Raw genomic sequence first — 19,869 nt, 5'->3', positions numbered from 1 at the left:
TATCTGTAAAATTCTATCTATTAAGGTTTGTAGAAAGCTTGATGACGAAAACGCCTAACGCTTCAATTGACAAGATTTATAAACAAATTGGTTCGTAGTGGGCTGCCGTTAAGTTGGCTTTGATTTTTTCACGTAGAGCGATGTGGGCTGGGTTGTTTACCTCTCGCTTATGGTAGACGAACTTGTAAGGGATAGAGCGTATCGAAATGGGGCAGGGCAAAATTTGAAGTTTGAGCGCTTTGCTCCACTTGTTTGCAAAAGATTGAGACACGATCCCTAAACTGTCTCTTTGGGCGACATACAGCGCCATGCCCGCTAGCGAAGATGTGATCAAGTCGACTTTTCTTTCTTGAATTGTTTCCTTTGCTAGTTGCTCGAACCCCGACATGTTGTTCCATTTTCCTGAAAATAAACAGTGAGTTTCCTCATAAAATTGCTCTTTTGTGAGCGTGCCGTGTACACGGGGATGGTTCTCACTACAGATAACCACGGCTTCTTCCTCATAGGCATCTTCAATAATAAACGCTGCATCTTTCGTGATCACCGTATCGATTACTAGATCGACTTTTTGTTGTCTTAACAGCTCAAATAATAGGAATTTTTCGGGTGGTGATTCATAAAAAATAGTGTTCTTTATCGGGTCCATAATGTGCAACAAAATTTCCGAACAACACACTTCAAAATGATTTTTATCAGATATCGCATTGTCAATAATATTAACCGCTTGCTGGAGTTGCGGCAGTAATTGATAAGCGGTGGAGGTTAGTGCGATACCTCGCCCTTTTTTAACGAATAATTGCTTATCGACGACTTGCTCTAAACGCTTTATTGCAGCGCTCACAGCAGGTTGTGTAAGCCCTAATTGTTCCGCGGCTTTTGTATAAGATTGAAACTCCGCAACAACAAGAAAAGTTTGGATCAAATTCAAGTCCATAACGTCACTCATAAATTTAATTTATAGGTTAACTAATTTTGACTGCATTTATCGCCTGAAATTAGTGCTTTATCTTATATCAACAATGGTATTGAAAAGCGAATACCATTTTTACGCACTAGCGAACTCTTGGAGATAATATGAAAAATGCGACCAAAACGAGCAGTAAAAAACTCGTACTTAACGCATGTACGTTAGCTTTGGGCGCTGCATCTGCAGTTGCACATGCAGCGGACAAACCCAACATTCTTGTCATCTTTGGTGATGATGTTGGTTACTGGAACCTTAGTACCTACAACCAAGGCATGATGGCGTACAACACGCCAAACATCGATAGCATTGCTAAAGAAGGTGCGAAGTTCACTAACTTCTACGCGCAGCAAAGCTCGACAGCAGGCCGTTCTGCATTCATCACTGGTCAAATGCCAAAACGTACAGGTCTATCAAAAGTGGGCTTACCAGGCGCTCCGGAAGGTATCTCGGAAAAAGATCCGACGATTGCAACCGTGCTTAAACAAATGGGTTACGCAACCGGACAATTTGGTAAGAACCATTTAGGTGACCGAGACGAGCATCTTCCTACCAACCACGGTTTTGATGAATTCTTCGGCAACCTATACCACTTGAACGCAGAAGAAGAGCCAGAGAACGTGGATTACCCTAAAGATCCGGAGTTCAAGAAGAAATTTGGCCCTCGTGGCGTTATCCATTCTTACGCTGATGGCAAAATCGAAGATACCGGTCCACTAACGCGTAAGCGTATGGAAAATGTTGATGGTGAGTTTCTTGATGCCGCAGAGAGCTTCATAGAAAAACAAGTAAAAGCGGACAAGCCGTTCTTTACTTGGTTTAACACCACTCGCATGCACAACTTCACGCATGTTCCTGAAGAATACCAAGGTAAAACAGGTGCCGGTTTCTACGCGGATGGTGTTAAGCAGCACGATGACCAAATCGGTCAGCTACTTAACAAGATCAAAGAGTTAGGTGTGGATGACAATACAATCATTGTTTACACCACTGACAACGGCCCTATGGTGGATTTGTGGCCGGATGCAGGGATGACACCGTTCCGCTCAGAGAAAAACACTGGCTGGGAAGGGAGTTTCCGTGTGCCAATGTTGATTAAATGGCCTGGAAAAATTGAGGCAGGTAAAACATTCAACGGCATGATGTCATTAGAGGACTTTTTCCCGACACTAGTTGCTGCGGCAGGTGATACCAAAGTTAAAGACGAGCTACTAAAAGGCAAAAAAGTTGGTGATATGGACTACAAAGTTCACCTAGACGGTTACAACCAACTGCCATATTTAACGGGTAAGTCAGACAAATCCGCACGAAATGAGTTCGTTTACTGGAGCGACGACGGCGATCTTGTGGCATTGCGCCAAGGAAAGTACAAGTTCCACTTTATGATTCAAGAGAATGAAACGGGTATGGATGTATGGCGTAAGCCGTTCACTAAACTTCGTGTGCCACTGATCTTTGACTTGAGCATTGATCCATTTGAACGAGGCGATCAAGGCATGGGTTATTCTCGTTGGATGTACGAGCGTTCATTCTTAATGATGCCAGCAATGGATACAGTGAAAGAGGTGATGGGTACATTCAAAGAATTCCCGCCTCGTATGGAAGCAGGTTCGTTCGTACCTAAGTCTTCTAAGTAAATTAAGATTATATAGCGCTTTTTGGAGCGCTATATACCCAAATAGCTTCACTTTTGCTGTACAGCGCTCACGAGGTTATTTGGGTATATGTAACAGTGAGAAACGTATGAGTAAGATTTCCCCTCGCCATTCTACTACTATGCCTATTGTTCCTCTTAAAACGGCGTCTAAAGCGCCTGTTCTGGGCGCGTATGACCGTCGATTCCATGTGATGGCAAAGCCAGGCGGAGCAAAGTGCAACATCGATTGTCAGTACTGCTTTTATCTGCATAAAGAAAATCTACTGCACCAAGAAAAGCAGCCAAAAATGGACGACGCAACACTGGAAGCGTTCGTGAAAAGCTATATCGAAAGTCAGGATGGCGAAGAAATTGTATTCTCATGGCAGGGCGGGGAGCCGACGCTGCTTGGGTTGGACTATTTCCGCAATGTCGTAGCTTTGCAAAAGAAATATCAGCCGAAAGGCGTTCGCATTGAAAACGACCTTCAGACCAACGGCATTTTGCTAAACGATGAGTGGTGTGCGTTTTTAAAAGAGCACAACTTCCTAGTTGGCTTGTCGATTGATGGACCACGAGAGCTGCACGACAAATATCGCAAAACCCGCAGCGGTAAGCCAACGTTTGATCTCGTGATGAAAGCGGTAGATAAGCTCAAAGCGCATGGCGTGAAATTCAACGCGTTGGTCACGGTGAATCGTCACAATGCGAAATACCCGCTCGAAGTATATCGATTTTTAACCCAAGAATTGGGTGTGACTTATATTCAGTTTGCGCCGGTGGTAGAAGCCAACAACTTTCAAACAACCGCGCCGCAGTTTTGGAACGAACAGATGATCCCAACCAAAGGCAGTGATCTGGCTAAACCGGGGCATCCAATGTCGATTGTAACGGATTGGTCAGTCGATCCTGAAGACTGGGGACGCTTTTTAATGGCGACCTTTGAAGAGTGGGTGAATAACGATCTTGGCCGTGTGCTGGTTAATCTGTTTGAAACCGCGGTGGCGCAAGTAATGGGGAAACCGTCTCAGCTTTGCGTGACGGCGGAGTTTTGTGGCAAAGGGTTGGCGATTGAGCACAATGGCGACGTGTTCAGTTGCGACCACTATGTGTATCCAGAATACAAACTCGCCAACATTCATGAACACTCACTGAATGAAATGGCCTTCTCTACAAGACAATATACTTTTGGCATGGCAAAACGCGATTCATTGCCGACGTATTGTAAGCAATGCCCTTACTTGCCTTATTGTTGGGGTGAGTGCCCAAAAAACCGTTTGATCAAAACGCCGAATGGTGAGAGTGGTCTAAACTATTTGTGTTCGGGAATCAAAATGTTCTTTGATTATGCGTTACCGATGTTGGTTGGTCTTGCACAACTTCTCCAATCTCAAGAACCGCAAAGATAACATAGTGAATATAACCTTAAGTTATTTCATTTGTTCTTATACTTAACTATCGAAAAGACGGCTTAAACCATTGAAAAGGTATCCTATGAACCACGCACAACAAGCGATAAAAGAACTCATCGAACAAACAGAAAAAAGCGTCATTGGACAAAGCCACGTGGTTCGAGCTTTAGTCATTGGGTTATTAACAAATGGGCATATTCTGCTAGAAGGTTTACCGGGAACGGCAAAAACACGTTCCGTAAAATCGTTGGCGAACTTGTTAAACACCAGTTTTGGTCGAATCCAGTTTACGCCGGATCTTTTACCATCTGACGTGACGGGTACTGAGGTTTATCAAGAGCTGGATGGTAAGCCGCAACTCCATTTTCAGTCAGGGCCAATTTTTAACAGCATTGTACTTGCTGATGAGGTCAACCGTGCACCAGCCAAAGTACAAGCGGCACTGCTTGAAGCCATGGCCGAAGGCACAATCACGGTAGGCGATAAAACTCACGTATTGCCAGACTTATTTATGGTGCTTGCAACGCAAAACCCAGTAGAGCAAGAGGGCACGTACCCACTGCCAGAAGCGCAAATGGACCGCTTTATCATGAAGGTTACCGTCGATTATCCAGAAGATGACGCCGAACGTGACATCATTCGTTTGGTGCGCAGTGAAGAATTGGGTGCGGAAACCAGCAGCGAAATTGTTACGCCAAAACACATCGAGCCAGACGTGGTGCTAGAAGCGCGTCGTCAGTTACCAAACATCGTGGTATCAGACCTAGTGGAAAACTACATCGTTGCGTTAGTGATGGCGACTCGTAAGCCAGAGCGTTATGCCGATTCAAACTTAGCAAAATGGATTGAGATTGGCTCTAGTCCTCGTGCTTCTATCGCACTCGACAAATGCGCTCGTGCGTATGCGTGGATGCAAGGACGTGACCACGTTACTCCTGACGATGTGCGTGCCATGGTTCCGTCTGTATTGGGCCACCGTTTTTCTTTGACCTACGATGCACTGGCAGATGGGGTCGATCATCAACGAGTCGTACAAGAGCTGCTAGATTGTGTAGAAATTGGGTAAGTGGGAGGCATTATGGCTAAGCCAACTCTTGCGCCAAAATCACAGGGGATGGACCCCCGTTTGTACTGCGATTACGCTCGTTTAGTACGTCTGCAAGCACAAGCAGAATCATTCAGTTTACTCCCTCACCTAAAAGCGGGTAGCGTACTCTCTGGCCGACACAATTCGTTGTTTCGCGGTCGTGGATTGAACTTCGAAGAGCTGCGCCATTACCAATTGGGTGACGATATTCGTAACCTTGATTGGAAAGTTACGATGCGTACAGGTAAGCCGCACGTGCGCAGCTATACAGAAGAAAAAGATCGCAACGTAATCGTGTGTGTCGACCAGAGAAGCACAATGTTTTTTGCTTCGACGCAAGTAATGAAATCGGTTGTCGCGGCAGAGATCGCAGCGATGTGTGGGTGGCGAGTATTAAAAGATGGAGACCGAGTCGGTTTTGTCATCGCATCCCCGCAGGCGTTGTTTCACAGCAAGGCACAGCGTTCGCAAAACGATCTTCTGGCGCAACTTAAACGTCTCGCTAAAGCCAATCAATCGCTCAATGTGGACTCCTGCAATTCCGAAAAAGTAACGTTCAGTCAATGGATTGAGCTTATTAAACGCATGAAGCTCAAGCAATCCACTTTGATTTTTATCAGCGACTGGAGCGACTGCGAGGAGCACCACCTTGATCACCTTAAACAGCTACAACAGCACAACGATGTTCTTGCAGTGATGGTCAGTGACCCATTAGAACAAGCGCTACCAGACGATTTGGCAAAATCGAAATGGGTGGTTGGTGATGGGCAGTATCAACTCAATTTAGACAGCAAAGCAAAGGTAGAGGCTGCGAGCGCAAAGCTTGAGGCTCGAACTAGCTTACAGCGTCAATCACTCTCTCAACTTATGGCGATGAAACACCTTCCGCACATCGAACTCGATACGACAGGTGAGCACATTAAACAATTCCAAAAACTGGTAGGAGGGCGTTAAATGAGTGATCTTCCTACGCCTCCAAGTACCTACATACTCAGAGAGCTGCATGATGTGGCCGTACCATCTAGCGTGAGTTGGTACCCGCAAACTATTGGCTGGAAAACTTTAGCGGCGGTTGCGTTCATTGCATTGGTATATTTCGCATATCGCTTGGCTCGGCAATGGTGGCATAATCGTTACCGAAAAGAAGCTCTACTGGCGATTTCGCAAATCAACCCGAGCGACAAAGACATGCCAAAAGTATTATTCTCTGTGCTTAAAGTAGTGCTGATTCATATTGATAGCCGCAACGCGAAATTGTTTGATACCGCCTTTCTGCGCAAGCTCGATGCGCTGTATCCGCAAACCGAAGATTCTCAAGCAAACTCGCTTGTGGTCTTTAACGATGAGCTTTCAAAGCGCTGGCTACAAAGTATTGTCGACCCAAGCGTTACGCTAACCAACGAAGATCGTGTAACGCTTATTGCTCGTGCGAAAAACTGGGTGAGTGAGCACCGTTGTGATGCTCAAAAAAGCGCGGCAAATAAATCACCACGATTGAAACGCAAAGCACATCAGGGAGGTCAACATGAATGATCTTCTTGCATCGATAACTGGTTTGTCTGGTTTTGAATTTGCTCACCCAATGTGGTTTCTGGTTTTGCCCTTGCCGTTGGTGGTGTACTACTTGGTGCCTGCATATCGCACTAAGCAAATGGCGATCAAAGTGCCGTTTTTTAGTCAGCTGGTGGAAGCGATTGGCGAGACGCCATCAGAAGGTGCAAGCCAGTTGACCCCGAGTTGGTGGCAACGAGCAACGTTAATTCTTTCATGGCTTTTGGTGGTGTGTGCGATGGCAAAACCCACCGTGTTAGGCGAGCCTCAAGTTCGCGAGAGTTTAGGCCGCGATGTGATGGTGGTGGTGGATCTTTCGGGCTCCATGGCCGAGCCAGATTTCACCTCACGTACAGGCGAAAAAATTTCTCGTCTTGATGCGGCAAAAGAAGTGCTGTCGGAGTTTGTTCAGTCTCGTAAAGGTGACCGATTAGGCTTGGTGCTTTTTGGTGATGCTGCTTTCGTGCAAACGCCATTTACCGCAGACCAAAAAGTGTGGCTCGAACTGCTTAACCAAACCGATGTGGCAATGGCAGGGCAGAGTACCCATCTTGGTGATGCGATTGGTTTAGCGATTAAAGTTTTTGAGCAAAGCGATAAGTCGCGTAGTGCTTTAGAACAAGACCAAAACCGTGAAAAAGTCGCGATTGTATTAACCGATGGTAACGACACGGGCAGTTTTGTTGAACCGATTGATGCGGCGAAAGTTGCGAAAGCCAAAGGCGTGAGAGTACACGTCATTGCGATGGGCGATCCGGAAACGATAGGTGAAACCGCGTTGGATATGGACACGATTCATCGCATTGCGAAAGAATCCGGCGGTGAAGCGTTTGAAGCACTCAACCGTGATGAACTATCGGCTGCCTACGACGAAATTGGCAAACTGGAACCTCAACTTTACGAAAGCACCACATACCGCCCAAAACAAAGCCTTCACCATTACTTGATGGCGTTAGTGGTCATCATGCATTTGCTCGCGTTCAGCGTCGCAACACTTAAAAGAAGGGCTGTTACACGATCATCATTAGGAGAGAGCGATGTTTGATTCTCTTAGTTGGACGCAATTCTTTACGCAGTTTCATTTTATTCGACCACTGTGGTTACTGGCTTTGATCCCCATGTTTTTCTTGGTGTGGTTACGCTGGCGAGAAGAAAGCGAGCCAAGCTGGAAGGATATTCTGCCCGAACATTTACGCAATGCTTTGACGATAGGTGAGCGAGGCTGGCGTAAGCAACTGCCGCTTAAGCTCTTGATGCTGATTGTGTTCATCGCCATTGTGATTTGTGCAGGCCCAACGTGGCAACGAGAACCTTCTCCCTTTGGCGAAGATAAAGCCTCTATGCTTGTGGTGCTTGATAACAGCGACTCGATGCTGCAAAAAGATCTCCCACCAAGCCGCCTTGAGCGTTCCAAACAGAAAGTACGCGATTTGCTAGCCGTGCGAAAAGGCGGAAAAACGGGTTTAGTCGTGTTCGCGGGCAGTGCTCATGTCGCAATGCCTATAACTCAAGACAGCAAAGTATTTGACCCATTTTTGGCGGCCATTACGCCAGAAATTATGCCCGTGCAAGGTAAGCTTGCCGAAAAAGCCTTGCCGTTAATTGATCAACAATTGCAAGGTCAACCAGGCTCCACCGTTCTGTTGGTGAGTGATGGCGTTAATCCAGCCACGATTGAGCAATACCAAGCGTATTTCTCGGGCAAACCTTATCAACTGTTAATTCTTGCGGCAGGGAATGCTGACATTGTGAGTAACAACCCAATGGATTTGGATTCTCTACAAAAACTGGCTAGTCAGACTAACGGTCGATTGGTGGAAGTGACTGTCGATAATAGTGATATCGAGCAACTGAACCGATACGTTGAGCGCAATATGCAGCTTAATGGCGAATCTTCAATGCCTTGGAAAGACATGGGTTATCAACTTCTGTTTCCAATCGCGTTGATCATGATGCTGTGGTTTAGAAAAGGGTGGTTAGTGCAGTGGTGCGTGATTGTAATGATGAGCGGTACACTGTTGATGCCGACCAGTGCAATGGCGGAGAACATTTCTGTTAAAGCCGAGCAGCCACAAGTTGTGCAAAAAGTGACGACCTTCGACAAGGTGGCGCAATGGTGGTGGGATTTGTGGCTGACGCCAGACCAACAAGGACAGCGTTTGTTCAACCAACAAGCGTATTTAGAAGCTGCAAAACACTTTGTCGATCCATTACGCAAAGGTACGGCGTACTACTACGCTAGCGAGTTTGAACTCGCGCACAGTGCGTTTTTGGAGATGCAAAACGACCCGTCCGAAGAGGTTCGAGATTACGGTCTTTATAATGCGGCGAGTGCATTGGCGCGTCAGCGTGAATATTTGGCTGCACGTGACTTGTTAAAATCCCTAGCCAACAAACCAACGTTGAGCGAGAGGCTAAGACCAGATGTTGAGCATAACTTGAAAGTGATTGGTGGTATTGTAGAGGACATCAACCGGATGAGTGAGAGTCAGGCAGGAACAGAGCAAGAAGCATCAACCGAGCTAGGCGATAACCCTCAAACCGCAGAAGGGGCGGATGAAAAAACGTCAGCGGAGTTGATGATTAAAGAGACGTTAAGTGCAGACGACATCTTAGGTAGCCAAGAATTAGCCGACAAATGGTTAAAGCGAGTCGAAGCGGATCCTAAATACTTCTTAAATGCGAAGTTTCAGATTCAATTGCGTTCAATAGAAACCGGAGAATCAACCTCTACTGCGAACGAAAATACAGAGGAGGCGATGCAATGATGAAAAGCCACCGTTTTACGCACTTTGCTTTACCCTTGTGGTTAGTTATCTGTTTCGGTTTCCTCCTGAGCAGTAGTGTGTTGGCTCAAGATATTCGTGACGTTCAACGAGAGCATGGTGTTGAGTTACAAGCGTGGGTTGGTAAACAACCAACGGCTGGAGAGAAGCGTAAAACACCAAGTTTTAGCGTCAATGAGCAAGTTATTTTAACCATCGAAGTGGCAACGCCGCGTTGGTTTACGGGTGGTACGAGAATTGGCAATATTGAAATACCCAATGTTATCGCCAAACAGCGTAATCAACTAGCAACCAACTTTACTGAGCAAAAAGAGGGACAAACTTGGTCGCGTCAACGCTGGGAAGTGACTTTGTATCCACAAGCATCTGGTGATTTTGTGATTCCACCTGTCGCTGTGGGCGTTCAGGTGTCGGCGCCGGATGGCGAGAAGGTGTCAGGCACACTTTATACGCAGCCGATTAAGTTCAAAACTGTCTTGCCATCGGGATTGTTGAGCGGTGATACGCCTTGGTTTTCTGCAACGCACGTAGACGTAAAACAAGAGTGGGAAACCTCCACTGAGTCACTCAAAGTTGGGGATGCAATCACGCGTAAAATCACCATTTCGGCTCAAGATTCACTATCTGTATTGCTACCAGACTTGTTGAAAGGAGAATCAACAACCCGTTACCAAGCGTATCCTCAACCTCACCGTCTGACAGATACGCAAACACGTGGCGATTACCAGTCAACACGCACAGAAGAGAGCGTGTACGTGATTCAACAAGGTGGAGAGTTAACCCTGCCAGATTATGAGTTCCGTTGGTGGAACAGTATGACTCAGCAAGTGGAAACGGTGATGTTAGAGGGCAAAACTTTTGCCGCGAAGCACACGTTGAAGTCCTTTATCAGAACATACTTTGCATGGATTGTTTCCACGCTTGTGTTGCTGGGTTTTGTGATTATTTCATTGGTAGCCATTAAACGTTACTACCGCAACAGACCGACACCAGCATGGCTGACGTTCCACCGTTTGTTAAAGGCTAAACGTTGGTCTGAAGCAAGGACCATATTGTACAAACAATTGCGTTTAAATACGGCCGAGCTAGAAATGACCAAAGCCGATACGAGTGAATCGTGGCAAAAAAGTGCGTCGCGAATGCAAAATGGTGAAAATAGCGCTCATTTACTGAAGTCGATGTGGCGCAAAATCCAGACCAAACAAAAACGCTTTAAATTCCGTATTCCGCGAGCGTTACCAGAACTGGACAAAGTCATTGGAAGAGATGGCAATGAATAAAACGGGGCGCTAATATAGCGCCTCGTTTTTATTAGAGAATAGAGTTCAAATGAGCCAAGAGTTTATGCGCCGCGCATTGGAAGTGTCCAAAAATGCGCTTCCTGAATGTCAACCCAACCCGCCGGTTGGCTGCGTGTTAGTGAAAGACAATCAAATCGTTTCTGAAGGTCATACTCAAGCGATTGGTGGCAATCACGCGGAAGTGGAAGCGCTGAATGCGTATCAAGGCTCGTTAGAATCGGTGACGGCATACGTTACGCTGGAACCGTGTTCGTTTGTTGGTCGCACGCCTGCTTGCGCGGTGACATTAGTCAAATCCGGCATAAGCAAAGTCGTCGTAGCCATATTGGACCCCGACCCGCGCAACAGTGGTCGAGGTATCGAGATTCTAAAACAAGCAGGTATAGAGGTAGAAACGGGTTTGTGCGGCGAGGAAGTCAGCGAGTTTCTTACCCCTTACTTAGGCAAAGCCTAATCCAAGCTTTACGTTGCACTACGGTGCCAGTTTATGTGGTGAATGAAGTGCGTCAAAATTGAGTTAAAACTCATTAAAACAAGCGATACCGCCCATTTATTGCACTTGGCTGCGTGAACGATCATGCTGTTAGATTAAAATAGAGAAAGTGACTTTTGAAAAATTTAATAGCATGAAACCGACCGACCTTAATCTTATTCCCATTTTCACTGCCATCTATGAAGAGCGTAACTTGTCTCGGGCGGCGGCGCGTTTAAACATCACCCAGCCTGCGGTGAGTAAAGCGCTAGCAAGGCTACGTGATATCTACGATGATCCATTGTTTCATCGTTGCGTTAAAGGTGTCGAGCCTACCTCGTTTGCGATGGATATTTATCCTGCTCTTCTAGCTTCAGTACAAAATTTCACTTCGACATTATCGGCCTCTAGTGAGTTTGACCCTAAAGTGTCGAATAGAGTGTTTTCTATTGCCTGTGTGTCCGTTGCGAGCTTTGAGTTGCTACCTCAAGTCATGAAACAAATCCGTGTGTCGGCGCCAAATGTTGCATTAGAAGTACATCCGCTTTTTACGGAAGATTTTGAAAGTGATCTGCGGTTACAACGATACGATTTGATCATTGATATCACACCAAGAGCAAGAACGGTGCTAAAACTGGAAACTGTACTTACGGAGCGTTTGGTGGTGGTATGTAGCGAAACGCATCCACGCCTGAATGACGAGATTACGGCTGAACAATTTTTTGAAGAAGAACACGTAGTGGTTTCGCAGTGGCAGAGTCGTAAGAGCTTGTTAAACGCCGATGACATTGTCGACTTGGATAAGAGAAAGATTAAGTATCGAGCCTCAGGCGTACTAGAAATGCTCCCAATTATTTGTGGTAGTGAATACATTGGTTTAATGCCAGAGTCGATGATCAACTTGTTCAATAACACCTATCATGTTAAATCTTTATCAATGCCATTTGATGAACAAATGTATGAGCTTTGCACAATCTGGCATCCTAGTCGCACAAACGACAGCGCCCATCAATGGTTGCGTTCACAGATTAAGCAAGCAGGAAAAGTCATCAACCAATAGGAAGTGCAATGAAAAAGACAATACGTGCCATCCTTAACGGAAAAAAAGCTGGGAATCCAGAGTTAAGAGATGCAATCATGAAAATGAGAGAAAAAGGCATCGACGTACAGGTGCGTGTGACGTGGGAATCTCAAGACATGCCGCGGCTAGTGAAAGAAGCGGTTGATGAAGGCATTGAACGTATTGTTGTCGCTGGAGGCGATGGAACCGTCAATGAGGCGGCTTCTGCGGTTATTCAAATTGACGAAGAAAAACGCCCTGAGTTAGCCATTATTCCCCTTGGTACCGCCAATGACTTTGCTACCGCTATTCAAGTACCTAATTCCATTAAGGCGTCTTTATCTCTTGCTGTTGAGGGGCAGTCCGCTTTGGTCGATTGCGTCAAAGCGAACGATCGCTGCTTTATTAACGTGGCAACAGCAGGGTTTGGCGCAGAAGTTACAGCAGAAACGCCTGTTGAACTCAAAAACTTTCTTGGCGGTGGAGCTTACACGCTAACTGGTGTTGTAAAAGCACTTGGCTTTAAACCATATGACGGAACAATAACGATTGAAGGTGGTGCGTATCAGGGAGAAATGTTGCTCGGTGCGTTTTGTAATGGGCGCCTTGCTGGAGGTGGGCAAGAGTTAGCTCCAAAAGCGATGATTAATGATGGGCTGATGGATCTAACATTGGTGCGCCCATTTTTACCTCATGAGCTGCCTAAAGTAATCGACGAGATCAATAACCCGAGTGAGAAAGGAGAGTTTGTGAAGTACACAAGAGCAAGCTGGTTGGAGATAGACTTCCCGAATCCATTACCTCTTAATTTAGATGGAGAACCTTATCATTCGAGAACCATTAGATTTGATGTTCAGCCTAAGAGTATACGATTAGTCGTACCGCAAGATTGTCCTTGCTTGACTAGCTAAACGAGCGTTCTCCATGATTATTGCTTAACACAGCCACTAAAATGTGGCTGTGTTGCTTGTGTTGAGGTATCGTCAACTTCTTAACGTTTTTGAATGGTCTCAACGTCTATCTGCGTAGTTGTCCAATCTGAGTCAACCTCTCCTCGAATCATTACGGTATCTTTTGGTGTCACTTCTTGACCCATCCAATCTTCGTTGTCGATCTCTACTTCGATTTCACCAGTGTTGTCTTTGAACAAGTAAGTCTCGTTACCAAATGATTGAACAATATGCCCGGTTAGCACTACAGCGCTGTCGTCGGTTGCGTTGCGCGCCTCTTTCACCGTATTGATTGCACTGACTTCTGGGCCATTAAATGCGGCGAAAGCCGAGCTTGAAAGTAGGGCAAGCATGGATGTTAACAATACTCTTTTCATTATCCTCTCCTGATATTAGAAGTAATAAGTTGTGCCTACATTAAAGGATGCAGTGTTTGCGTAGCTGTCTAGTTGGTATTTTGCGTTTACACCTATGGTGAGCTGCGGGAAAATTCTGTATTCCGCACCCACTGAGAACATTGCGCCTAGCTCGTTGTTTTTCTCCGCGCTATGGAAAAGCGTGTTGGTCATTTCCACATCGTCGTTCGTGACAAGTTCGTATTCTTGATGTTTAGAAACCTTGGCATCGTATTGCGTGTAAGTTAAACCCGCTTTGAATTTTGTTGTCCATTTATCATTTAATGCATAGTTAAACACAGGAGCCAACGACACTTGCTTGGCTTTGATTGACGCATCCCAATCCATTTCATGATGGTAATCTTTGCCATCGATTGACTTGATACCTAGGTTTTTTGAACGACTATCATCAAGGTCAAACTGGCTGTAACCCAGTTCCAATGCCCAGTTGTCATTAAATGCGTAACCGACAAAGCCTGAGAAAATACCGTCTTCAAGCTCAGGGTTGAGTGTTACGTTGTCAGTTGAAAAGTGAGGTTCCAAATCATGGTCAGTGGTGCCTAGTCCATATTCCAGACCTACATAAGGAGCCGCAGATACCGAAACTGAGCAGGTAACAAGTAACGCAAGAAGTGTTTTGTTCATTTTATTTTGCCTCTTCAAATCAACTTAGTGAGTAGAAGCGCATTTTGTGTGAAGAAGCGTGAAGCGATCGTGAAGAAACGAAAAAATGTTTAGAAAAAAGAGCAAGGGGCGATAACCGAGGGGCGGTTTGAGTGAACAAACACCAAGCTCTTTATATAGAGTAAGTTAAGTTGCTGCGACGTAACACACCGCAAACGGGACATTAAGGCGAGTAAACTCTTTAATCCAACGCCATTGGTTGTCTTGGAGTTTATCGCCCGGCCCTTTTACTTCAATCCATTCGAACTCGTTTCCTTTAAAAGCAATCAGATCAGGCATCCCATTGCGGTAAAGCTTTAGGTCACTCAATTGTATTTTAAATAGCGCCATCAACATGTTAGTTGGGATAGTGTTGAGTGCTGTTTCGAGTAGCTCTTTACTTATTAAGTTCCAATGTACAAATGGATTACTGATGCCAAACTTCTCATCGTATTTTGTCAATAACATCTGGGTGTTGCCCGCTTCTAGTTCGGCAAAAGCGGTGTCTATCAAAGCTTGGCGCTTGGTAACAAAATCCGAGTGATATAAATCTAAAGGACGGTGTTGATAAGCGTTAATGAATGCCCCTTCAATAGGAGCAAAAATCGCATCCCAAAAAGTGAGACCAAGTAATGCATTAAGCAGTGCATTTTCGGCATAAAATACAGTCCAGCCTAAGGACTCAAAATACGCTTTGCTGGCGAGTTCGACTCTCTGTTGAGATAAATCCAGTTCAAGGCGGTATTCCGTACAGGTTGGCTTCGTCACTCTTGGCACTTTCTCGCCTTGTTTTCGTTTTAACCGTTGCTCAAGTTTTTGTGCAACTTCGAGCTCAGACACATCGATCGGTGAGTTAAGCATATCTGTGACAATGTCACAAAATAAATCATCATGGTTTAATTTGTCATAGATACGTGCGCGTCGTTCTCGGCTCGGTGTGAGTTGAGTTTGGCCAAATAGAGATAGGGCGGTCTCTAGATCATTAAGCCGTTCGTAATCACGTGCTATGTCATTCAACATGTGCTCGCGTTTACGATCTACGTAACGGTGTTTAACGGGCTGAGGCATTGCCTCAATTAATAAGTCGAGATTGGCTTTGTCTTTTCGGTCAAATTGCCAGTACAGGTTGGCCAACTGGCTCAGTTCAATTAAGCGGTCTATTTGCTCACGTGAATCAAAGAATCGACGCGCTTTACTTAACTGGTATTGTTCGAATTGGTGTAAGCCTAAGTCATCAAGCACGAACTGACTGAGGTCTTGATGGGTATTAGCAAAAAACAGCGTCAGCAAAACATCAATCATGTGTGCGGAGTTAAGCTTAATCACCGTGAAATCCAGAGCCTCAAATAGCTCGAAACGCTCTTCACTTAGACATGCCACTAATGCCTCTTTCTTGAGAGATTTAGGATGCTCAGGATAGAGCGTGACGATCTCTGGCTTGGTCAGTAGATTCGCTGCTAACTCCTGTATCGTTAGGTCAGGGGAGAGCGAGACAAAACCATGAGTTGCCAATTCATCCAAAGCCGACTGGATGTTCTCAATTTCTTGATAGTTGAGTTTGTCGCTACGAAACCAGCACCCTTTGCGGCTGTATAGGCGTACAAGAAGGCACTGTGCAGGCTTGCTTAAGCTCTCAAACGCGGACAGCCATTTGTGTTCATCTTGGCTAAGTAAGTCGCTGTACCACTCGGTAGCGTGCTGTGTGAGCTTAAAGAAGTTATCGAGATAGTAATCTGGCGCGAGTTCGACGGTGTTTTCCATAACCAACTAACAATAAAAAAGGCTTAACCCATAGGTTAAGCCTTTTTCGAATCAATTTCTGCAGATCTATTAGATAAATAGAACTGGACTGGCGATTAAGCGTTTTTCAGTTGTGCTACTTTCGCTTCAGTCAGTGGCTTAGTGATGAACGCTAGTACGATACACACTGCCATCATTACTGCTGAGATAGTGTAAGCAAGACCGTAGCCGTCACCGTTAGTCATTGAGAAACCAACAACAGCTGCACCGATTGCACCACCGATACCCCATGCTGTGTATAGCACACCGTAGTTAGTACCGTAGTTCTTCAGACCGTAGAATTCAGCCGTTAGAGTAGGGAATACTGCTAGAAGCGTACCGTAACCTACTGCTGCGATTGCTGTACCGATGATTAGCGTGAACTCAGTTTTGAACGTTGCGAACAGAACCATGTTGATGCCCTGTAGAACGAACGCTAGAAGAAGAGTGCGTACGCCACCGATCTTGTCTGCAAGCATACCTGCCGCTACACGACCGCCTGAGTTAAATACCGCAAGGATAGACGCTAGGTAAACCGCGTTTGGTAGGTTCGCTTGAACGCTTGCGATAGTTGTGATGTTACCAATGATCATTAGACCAACAGAAGCTGCAAACGCGTACATGATCCATAGAGAGTAGAACTGTGGCGTTTTCAACATTGCTTTCCAAGTTAAGTCATCTGACTTTTTCACCGCTTTAGGTGCTTGGCCTTCTTTTACTTTAGGCTCCGCAGGTGTGTAGTCTGCTGGTGGGTTGTTGATGGTTGCTGCAAGAGGAACCGCAATCGCTAGGATACCAACACCAAGAACCATAAAGCTAGTTTGAATGCCCATGCTGTCTATTAGCGCAGAAGTTACTGGCGCAAGGTAAATAGCCGCTAGACCAAAACCTGCCGCAATAATGCCGTTAACCATACCTTTCTTCGAAGCGTGGAACCACTTCATCGCAGAAGGTGATAGGCATGCGTAACCAAAACCGATACCTGCACCTGTGATCACACCGAAGGTAATGTTCAGCATGAGTGGAGTGTCAACAAAGCCAGACGCGATCATGCCCAGACCTGTAAGAACAGTACCTAGGATAAGGATCATTCGAGGGCCCATGCGGTCTTGAAGAATACCTGCAATAAGAAGACAGATAGAGAAAGTGATGGTTGCAGTTGCGTAAGGTGCAGAAGCTTCTGCAGCACTCCAGCCTGATTCAGTTACCAGTGCCTTGTTGAATACACTCCAAGCATACAGGATGCCAAGACAAAGGTTGATACAGAACCCTGCTAACAGGATGCGCATAGCTTTATCAATCTTGCTCATTTTTATTCTCAGTTTTTCCTCTTATTGGCAATGCCGCAAAGAAGGTTGGTTTAAAGATGTTTTTTCTCAAAATTAGTTTGCGTTTTTCAACGTTTAACGCAATGAGCGCGGATTATAACCAATAAATATGTGATTGGAATCTCTTTTTACGGTTACTGATAAAATAATTTGCAACATTAAAAGTGGATGTGAATTCATGGTTTTGTATGTAGTAAGAACGTTGTAAAAAAGTGATATTTTTTGTTCGCTAATAACGAATGATGAGTCAAGACAGAGAGGTTTTACGCTGTTGAGTGCACAGTTCACATTTCAAATAAAAAATTTCAAAATGTTTCCATGTTAACCATCTGTAACAAAAATGGCGAATTTATCATCTAACTGTCGTAAGTATCAGATGCAAAGGGTTTCTTAATTTTTAATTGTTAACCTTTTGTAATAATTGAAGCTGATTAGCTTTTATGTTCATTAAGTGAGCAAAAAAGTAACTTGTAATTGCTGATTTTAGGCGCAGAATATAGTGAAAAATGAGTTTTCATTTATGAAGGGATGCTTTTTAGATTTGTTGTGAGGTGACTTATGAAACTGTTCCTATTACTCATGGCTTCGGTATCCGCTGGTATCGCATCAGCAGACCACATCCATTCATTTATGTTGGGCTTATCTATTGCTTCTTTAGCGGTAGGTAGCTGTTATTTCTTCGCATTTCGCAGCTCGCGCTTTCCACAGCTTGCTTTATTCCTACTCATTTGCGGTATGCTTTCTAAGTTGACGATAACCGTAGTCGGTGTGATGTGGGGAATGTCCGCGGAATTAATCACGTCTCCAATCGTATTCGCACTTTCATATTTATTCTTTTCGCTTGCCGTTACCTACTTATGGTTTAGCTACAGAGAGAGCATCACTAAGATTCCTGACCGATTTAAGTCAGCGTAAATCAACACATTAGAATAAAAAAACGCCAGCACATTTGCTGGCGTTTTTAATTAAACGTAATTTTGTTCGGATATTGCTTTTAGTTTGATCGTGGCAATACCGTTAGGCACTCATTGGAACAAGCACCATAGTACCAATAATCACCGTGATAAGGCCTGCTAGAACTGGAACGGATGTGCGTTTTACAACCTCAAACGGGCTGATGTTTGCCATACCTGATGTCGCAACGATTACGCCAGATACTGGTGAGATAGTACGGCCTAGGTTTGATGCTTGAAGCATCGGGATGATTAGGAAAGCAGGGTTTAATCCCATTTTCGCAGCCAAAGATGGTGCTAACTCCACGAACGCATAGAAAGGCGCGTTACCCGAACCCGTTGCAATTGCTGCTGCAACTGTCAATGCAGTTAGAATAAGCATTAAAGCAACGCCGCCTGCACCAGCATTATCTGCTAGATGAAGTAGGTTATCGATAGCACCGATAGACATCAGACCTTGTGCAAAAACCCCAGCGGCAACCAAAAGCATCACAACGCCTTTGAACGCGTCAGCCATGCCTGCGTAGCAAGAATCTAAATCTTCTAGTGATTTCTTACCATCGAACTTATTTACAACATAATGGATCAGAGCTCCAAGGAAAATCGAACCAACCACAATAGTGTAGATGTCTAGACTAAGTCCTGGAATGGTACGACCGTTGAATAGGAAAACGCCGATGATAGGTAGAAATGGAAGAGCTGCATAAAACGCTGGTGCGTCAGCTTTGATCTCTGATACATCAATTTTTTCCATTGGTGTATTTTCTTTCTTATCTAAGTATTTGTTCCAGAAGAACGCTGCCGCTGCCATGACGATGATTGCGCAAATAGAAACAGGCAACACAGTTTGTACCGCAAACACATCAAGCTCTAAACCAGACTTTTCTGCTGCGATAACAACATCACCAGAAGTAGGAGAAAGAATGATTGCCGCTGGAGAGGCACACACTGCAACGGCTGCTGGACGAGAAATGCCCATCGCGACCATCATAGGGAATAGTGTCGCCATTAATAGTACGCCAAGGCCTGTTGCAGAACTTACCGCAAGAGACATTAAACACGCCACAATGTAAGCCGCTACCAAAAGGACGTAAGGAGACTTGATGACAGAAAGCGGTTTAGAGAACTGTTTCACTACCACGTTGTTCGCGCCGATATGAGTCATGTATGACGCAAAACCACAAAGCAGCATGATTTGCATACCAAGACCGCCACCGCGGTATTGAAGCATGTATTTCACGTATTCAAGCGCATCTGTCACCATGTTACCAGTTGAGGTGATTTTTGACGGCAGCACGTCGTGCCCCAAAACGCCAGTCATAAGAAGTAAAGCAATACCAGCTGTCAGTAACACGCCCGCAGCTTTATAGCCTTTGACAATAAAGTAACCCACCGCAATGGTAACCACTAAGCCAATTAAGAGCTCTAACATAGGGATCTCCGAATGTTATGTAAAAAAGAAAGAAACTGTTTCAGTTTATGACAAGGAATTTACAGAATTCTTAGCTGTGGCACGAGACAAATATGGGGCT

The 19,869-nt window shown here is 45.1% G+C and carries 18 protein-coding genes; 12 read left to right on the top strand and 6 right to left on the bottom strand.

Annotated elements, in window-relative coordinates; translation table 11 throughout:
• Nucleotides 1-76: 76 nt before the first annotated feature.
• The gene (locus H9L11_RS21905; protein WP_200877253.1) at nt 77-934 is read right to left on the bottom strand and encodes a LysR family transcriptional regulator; all 858 of its coding nucleotides are present in this window, start codon (nt 932-934) and stop codon (nt 77-79) included.
• A gap of 140 nt (nt 935-1,074) precedes the next feature.
• Here H9L11_RS21905 and H9L11_RS21900 point away from each other — a divergent pair, with 140 nt between their 5' ends.
• From H9L11_RS21900 to yegS, 11 genes are all read left to right on the top strand, one after another.
• A complete protein-coding gene (locus tag H9L11_RS21900; RefSeq protein WP_017635363.1) occupies nt 1,075-2,601 on the top strand; it encodes an arylsulfatase in 1,527 nt (508 codons plus the stop codon).
• A gap of 106 nt (nt 2,602-2,707) precedes the next feature.
• A complete protein-coding gene (locus H9L11_RS21895) occupies nt 2,708-4,009 on the top strand; it encodes an anaerobic sulfatase maturase (protein ID WP_033906479.1) in 1,302 nt (433 codons plus the stop codon).
• An 85-nt stretch (nt 4,010-4,094) separates the two neighbouring features.
• Nucleotides 4,095-5,078: a MoxR family ATPase gene (locus H9L11_RS21890; RefSeq protein ID WP_033906480.1), complete on the top strand. Its 984-nt coding sequence runs from the start codon at nt 4,095-4,097 to the stop codon at nt 5,076-5,078.
• Between the two features lie 12 nt (nt 5,079-5,090).
• Entirely contained in the window at nt 5,091-6,053 is a 963-nt protein-coding gene (locus H9L11_RS21885) for a DUF58 domain-containing protein (protein ID WP_017821549.1), read from the top strand.
• Entirely contained in the window at nt 6,054-6,632 is a 579-nt protein-coding gene (locus tag H9L11_RS21880; RefSeq protein WP_205391196.1) for a DUF4381 domain-containing protein, read from the top strand.
• Nucleotides 6,625-7,695, top strand: coding sequence for a VWA domain-containing protein (locus H9L11_RS21875; RefSeq protein ID WP_033906482.1), 1,071 nt, complete (start codon nt 6,625-6,627; stop codon nt 7,693-7,695). Before H9L11_RS21880 ends, H9L11_RS21875 begins: the two co-directional genes overlap by 8 nt.
• Nucleotides 7,688-9,418: a VWA domain-containing protein gene (locus tag H9L11_RS21870; protein WP_064376981.1), complete on the top strand. Its 1,731-nt coding sequence runs from the start codon at nt 7,688-7,690 to the stop codon at nt 9,416-9,418. Before H9L11_RS21875 ends, H9L11_RS21870 begins: the two co-directional genes overlap by 8 nt.
• Nucleotides 9,415-10,716, top strand: a complete 1,302-nt coding sequence (locus H9L11_RS21865; protein WP_064376980.1) for a BatD family protein — start codon at nt 9,415-9,417, stop codon at nt 10,714-10,716. The genes H9L11_RS21870 and H9L11_RS21865 overlap by 4 nt, the downstream gene beginning before the upstream one ends.
• A gap of 49 nt (nt 10,717-10,765) precedes the next feature.
• Nucleotides 10,766-11,191, top strand: a complete 426-nt coding sequence (locus H9L11_RS21860) for a bifunctional diaminohydroxyphosphoribosylaminopyrimidine deaminase/5-amino-6-(5-phosphoribosylamino)uracil reductase RibD (protein ID WP_005376542.1) — start codon at nt 10,766-10,768, stop codon at nt 11,189-11,191.
• Between the two features lie 172 nt (nt 11,192-11,363).
• Nucleotides 11,364-12,269 carry a LysR family transcriptional regulator gene (locus H9L11_RS21855; RefSeq protein ID WP_053349403.1) on the top strand — a complete coding sequence of 302 codons (906 nt, stop codon included), beginning with the start codon at nt 11,364-11,366 and terminating at the stop codon, nt 12,267-12,269.
• 8 nt (nt 12,270-12,277) lie between these two features.
• On the top strand, nt 12,278-13,180 hold the full coding sequence (gene yegS, locus H9L11_RS21850) for a lipid kinase YegS (protein WP_053303508.1): 903 nt from the start codon (nt 12,278-12,280) through the stop codon (nt 13,178-13,180).
• An 80-nt stretch (nt 13,181-13,260) separates the two neighbouring features.
• Here yegS and H9L11_RS21845 read toward each other — a convergent pair whose 3' ends face one another.
• The 4 genes from H9L11_RS21845 to H9L11_RS21830 form a co-directional block, all read right to left on the bottom strand.
• Nucleotides 13,261-13,596 (bottom strand): NirD/YgiW/YdeI family stress tolerance protein, encoded by a 336-nt coding sequence (locus H9L11_RS21845; RefSeq protein ID WP_017635355.1) that lies wholly within the window; start codon nt 13,594-13,596, stop codon nt 13,261-13,263.
• Between the two features lie 15 nt (nt 13,597-13,611).
• Complete coding sequence (locus H9L11_RS21840) at nt 13,612-14,259, bottom strand: AcfA family outer membrane beta-barrel protein (RefSeq protein ID WP_053303510.1); 648 nt, start codon at nt 14,257-14,259, stop codon at nt 13,612-13,614.
• A gap of 165 nt (nt 14,260-14,424) precedes the next feature.
• Complete coding sequence (locus H9L11_RS21835; RefSeq protein WP_205391195.1) at nt 14,425-16,038, bottom strand: VRR-NUC domain-containing protein; 1,614 nt, start codon at nt 16,036-16,038, stop codon at nt 14,425-14,427.
• Nucleotides 16,039-16,133: 95 nt separating this feature from the next.
• Nucleotides 16,134-17,366 carry an OFA family MFS transporter gene (locus H9L11_RS21830; protein WP_205391194.1) on the bottom strand — a complete coding sequence of 411 codons (1,233 nt, stop codon included), beginning with the start codon at nt 17,364-17,366 and terminating at the stop codon, nt 16,134-16,136.
• A 576-nt stretch (nt 17,367-17,942) separates the two neighbouring features.
• Here H9L11_RS21830 and H9L11_RS21825 point away from each other — a divergent pair.
• Nucleotides 17,943-18,299, top strand: coding sequence for a hypothetical protein (locus tag H9L11_RS21825; RefSeq protein WP_005376535.1), 357 nt, complete (start codon nt 17,943-17,945; stop codon nt 18,297-18,299).
• A 102-nt stretch (nt 18,300-18,401) separates the two neighbouring features.
• Here H9L11_RS21825 and dcuC read toward each other — a convergent pair whose 3' ends face one another.
• A complete protein-coding gene (dcuC, locus tag H9L11_RS21820) occupies nt 18,402-19,769 on the bottom strand; it encodes an anaerobic C4-dicarboxylate transporter DcuC (RefSeq protein ID WP_005376528.1) in 1,368 nt (455 codons plus the stop codon).
• Nucleotides 19,770-19,869 lie beyond the last annotated feature (100 nt).

The organism is Vibrio sp. sp1 (genome assembly GCF_016920955.1).
In the GTDB taxonomy this organism is placed as follows: Bacteria; Pseudomonadota; Gammaproteobacteria; order Enterobacterales; family Vibrionaceae; genus Vibrio; species Vibrio alginolyticus.
Note: the sequence above shows the minus strand (reverse complement) of the source record. Positions and strands in the feature narration are given on the sequence as shown.

What these genes read in the sequence shown, in the direction of transcription:
- H9L11_RS21870 (WP_064376981.1), top strand. Translation starts at nt 7,688, where the DNA reads ATGTTTGATTCTCTTAGTTGGACGCAATTCTTTACGCAGTTTCATTTT.
- H9L11_RS21865 (WP_064376980.1), top strand. Translation starts at nt 9,415, where the DNA reads ATGATGAAAAGCCACCGTTTTACGCACTTTGCTTTACCCTTGTGGTTA.
- H9L11_RS21885 (WP_017821549.1), top strand. Translation starts at nt 5,091, where the DNA reads ATGGCTAAGCCAACTCTTGCGCCAAAATCACAGGGGATGGACCCCCGT.
- H9L11_RS21905 (WP_200877253.1), bottom strand. Translation starts at nt 934, where the DNA reads ATGGACTTGAATTTGATCCAAACTTTTCTTGTTGTTGCGGAGTTTCAA.
- H9L11_RS21890 (WP_033906480.1), top strand. Translation starts at nt 4,095, where the DNA reads ATGAACCACGCACAACAAGCGATAAAAGAACTCATCGAACAAACAGAA.
- H9L11_RS21900 (WP_017635363.1), top strand. Translation starts at nt 1,075, where the DNA reads ATGAAAAATGCGACCAAAACGAGCAGTAAAAAACTCGTACTTAACGCA.
- H9L11_RS21895 (WP_033906479.1), top strand. Translation starts at nt 2,708, where the DNA reads ATGAGTAAGATTTCCCCTCGCCATTCTACTACTATGCCTATTGTTCCT.
- H9L11_RS21835 (WP_205391195.1), bottom strand. Translation starts at nt 16,038, where the DNA reads ATGGAAAACACCGTCGAACTCGCGCCAGATTACTATCTCGATAACTTC.
- H9L11_RS21830 (WP_205391194.1), bottom strand. Translation starts at nt 17,366, where the DNA reads ATGAGCAAGATTGATAAAGCTATGCGCATCCTGTTAGCAGGGTTCTGT.
- H9L11_RS21875 (WP_033906482.1), top strand. Translation starts at nt 6,625, where the DNA reads ATGAATGATCTTCTTGCATCGATAACTGGTTTGTCTGGTTTTGAATTT.
- H9L11_RS21860 (WP_005376542.1), top strand. Translation starts at nt 10,766, where the DNA reads ATGAGCCAAGAGTTTATGCGCCGCGCATTGGAAGTGTCCAAAAATGCG.
- H9L11_RS21840 (WP_053303510.1), bottom strand. Translation starts at nt 14,259, where the DNA reads ATGAACAAAACACTTCTTGCGTTACTTGTTACCTGCTCAGTTTCGGTA.
- H9L11_RS21825 (WP_005376535.1), top strand. Translation starts at nt 17,943, where the DNA reads ATGAAACTGTTCCTATTACTCATGGCTTCGGTATCCGCTGGTATCGCA.
- dcuC (WP_005376528.1), bottom strand. Translation starts at nt 19,769, where the DNA reads ATGTTAGAGCTCTTAATTGGCTTAGTGGTTACCATTGCGGTGGGTTAC.
- H9L11_RS21845 (WP_017635355.1), bottom strand. Translation starts at nt 13,596, where the DNA reads ATGAAAAGAGTATTGTTAACATCCATGCTTGCCCTACTTTCAAGCTCG.
- H9L11_RS21880 (WP_205391196.1), top strand. Translation starts at nt 6,054, where the DNA reads ATGAGTGATCTTCCTACGCCTCCAAGTACCTACATACTCAGAGAGCTG.
- yegS (WP_053303508.1), top strand. Translation starts at nt 12,278, where the DNA reads ATGAAAAAGACAATACGTGCCATCCTTAACGGAAAAAAAGCTGGGAAT.
- H9L11_RS21855 (WP_053349403.1), top strand. Translation starts at nt 11,364, where the DNA reads ATGAAACCGACCGACCTTAATCTTATTCCCATTTTCACTGCCATCTAT.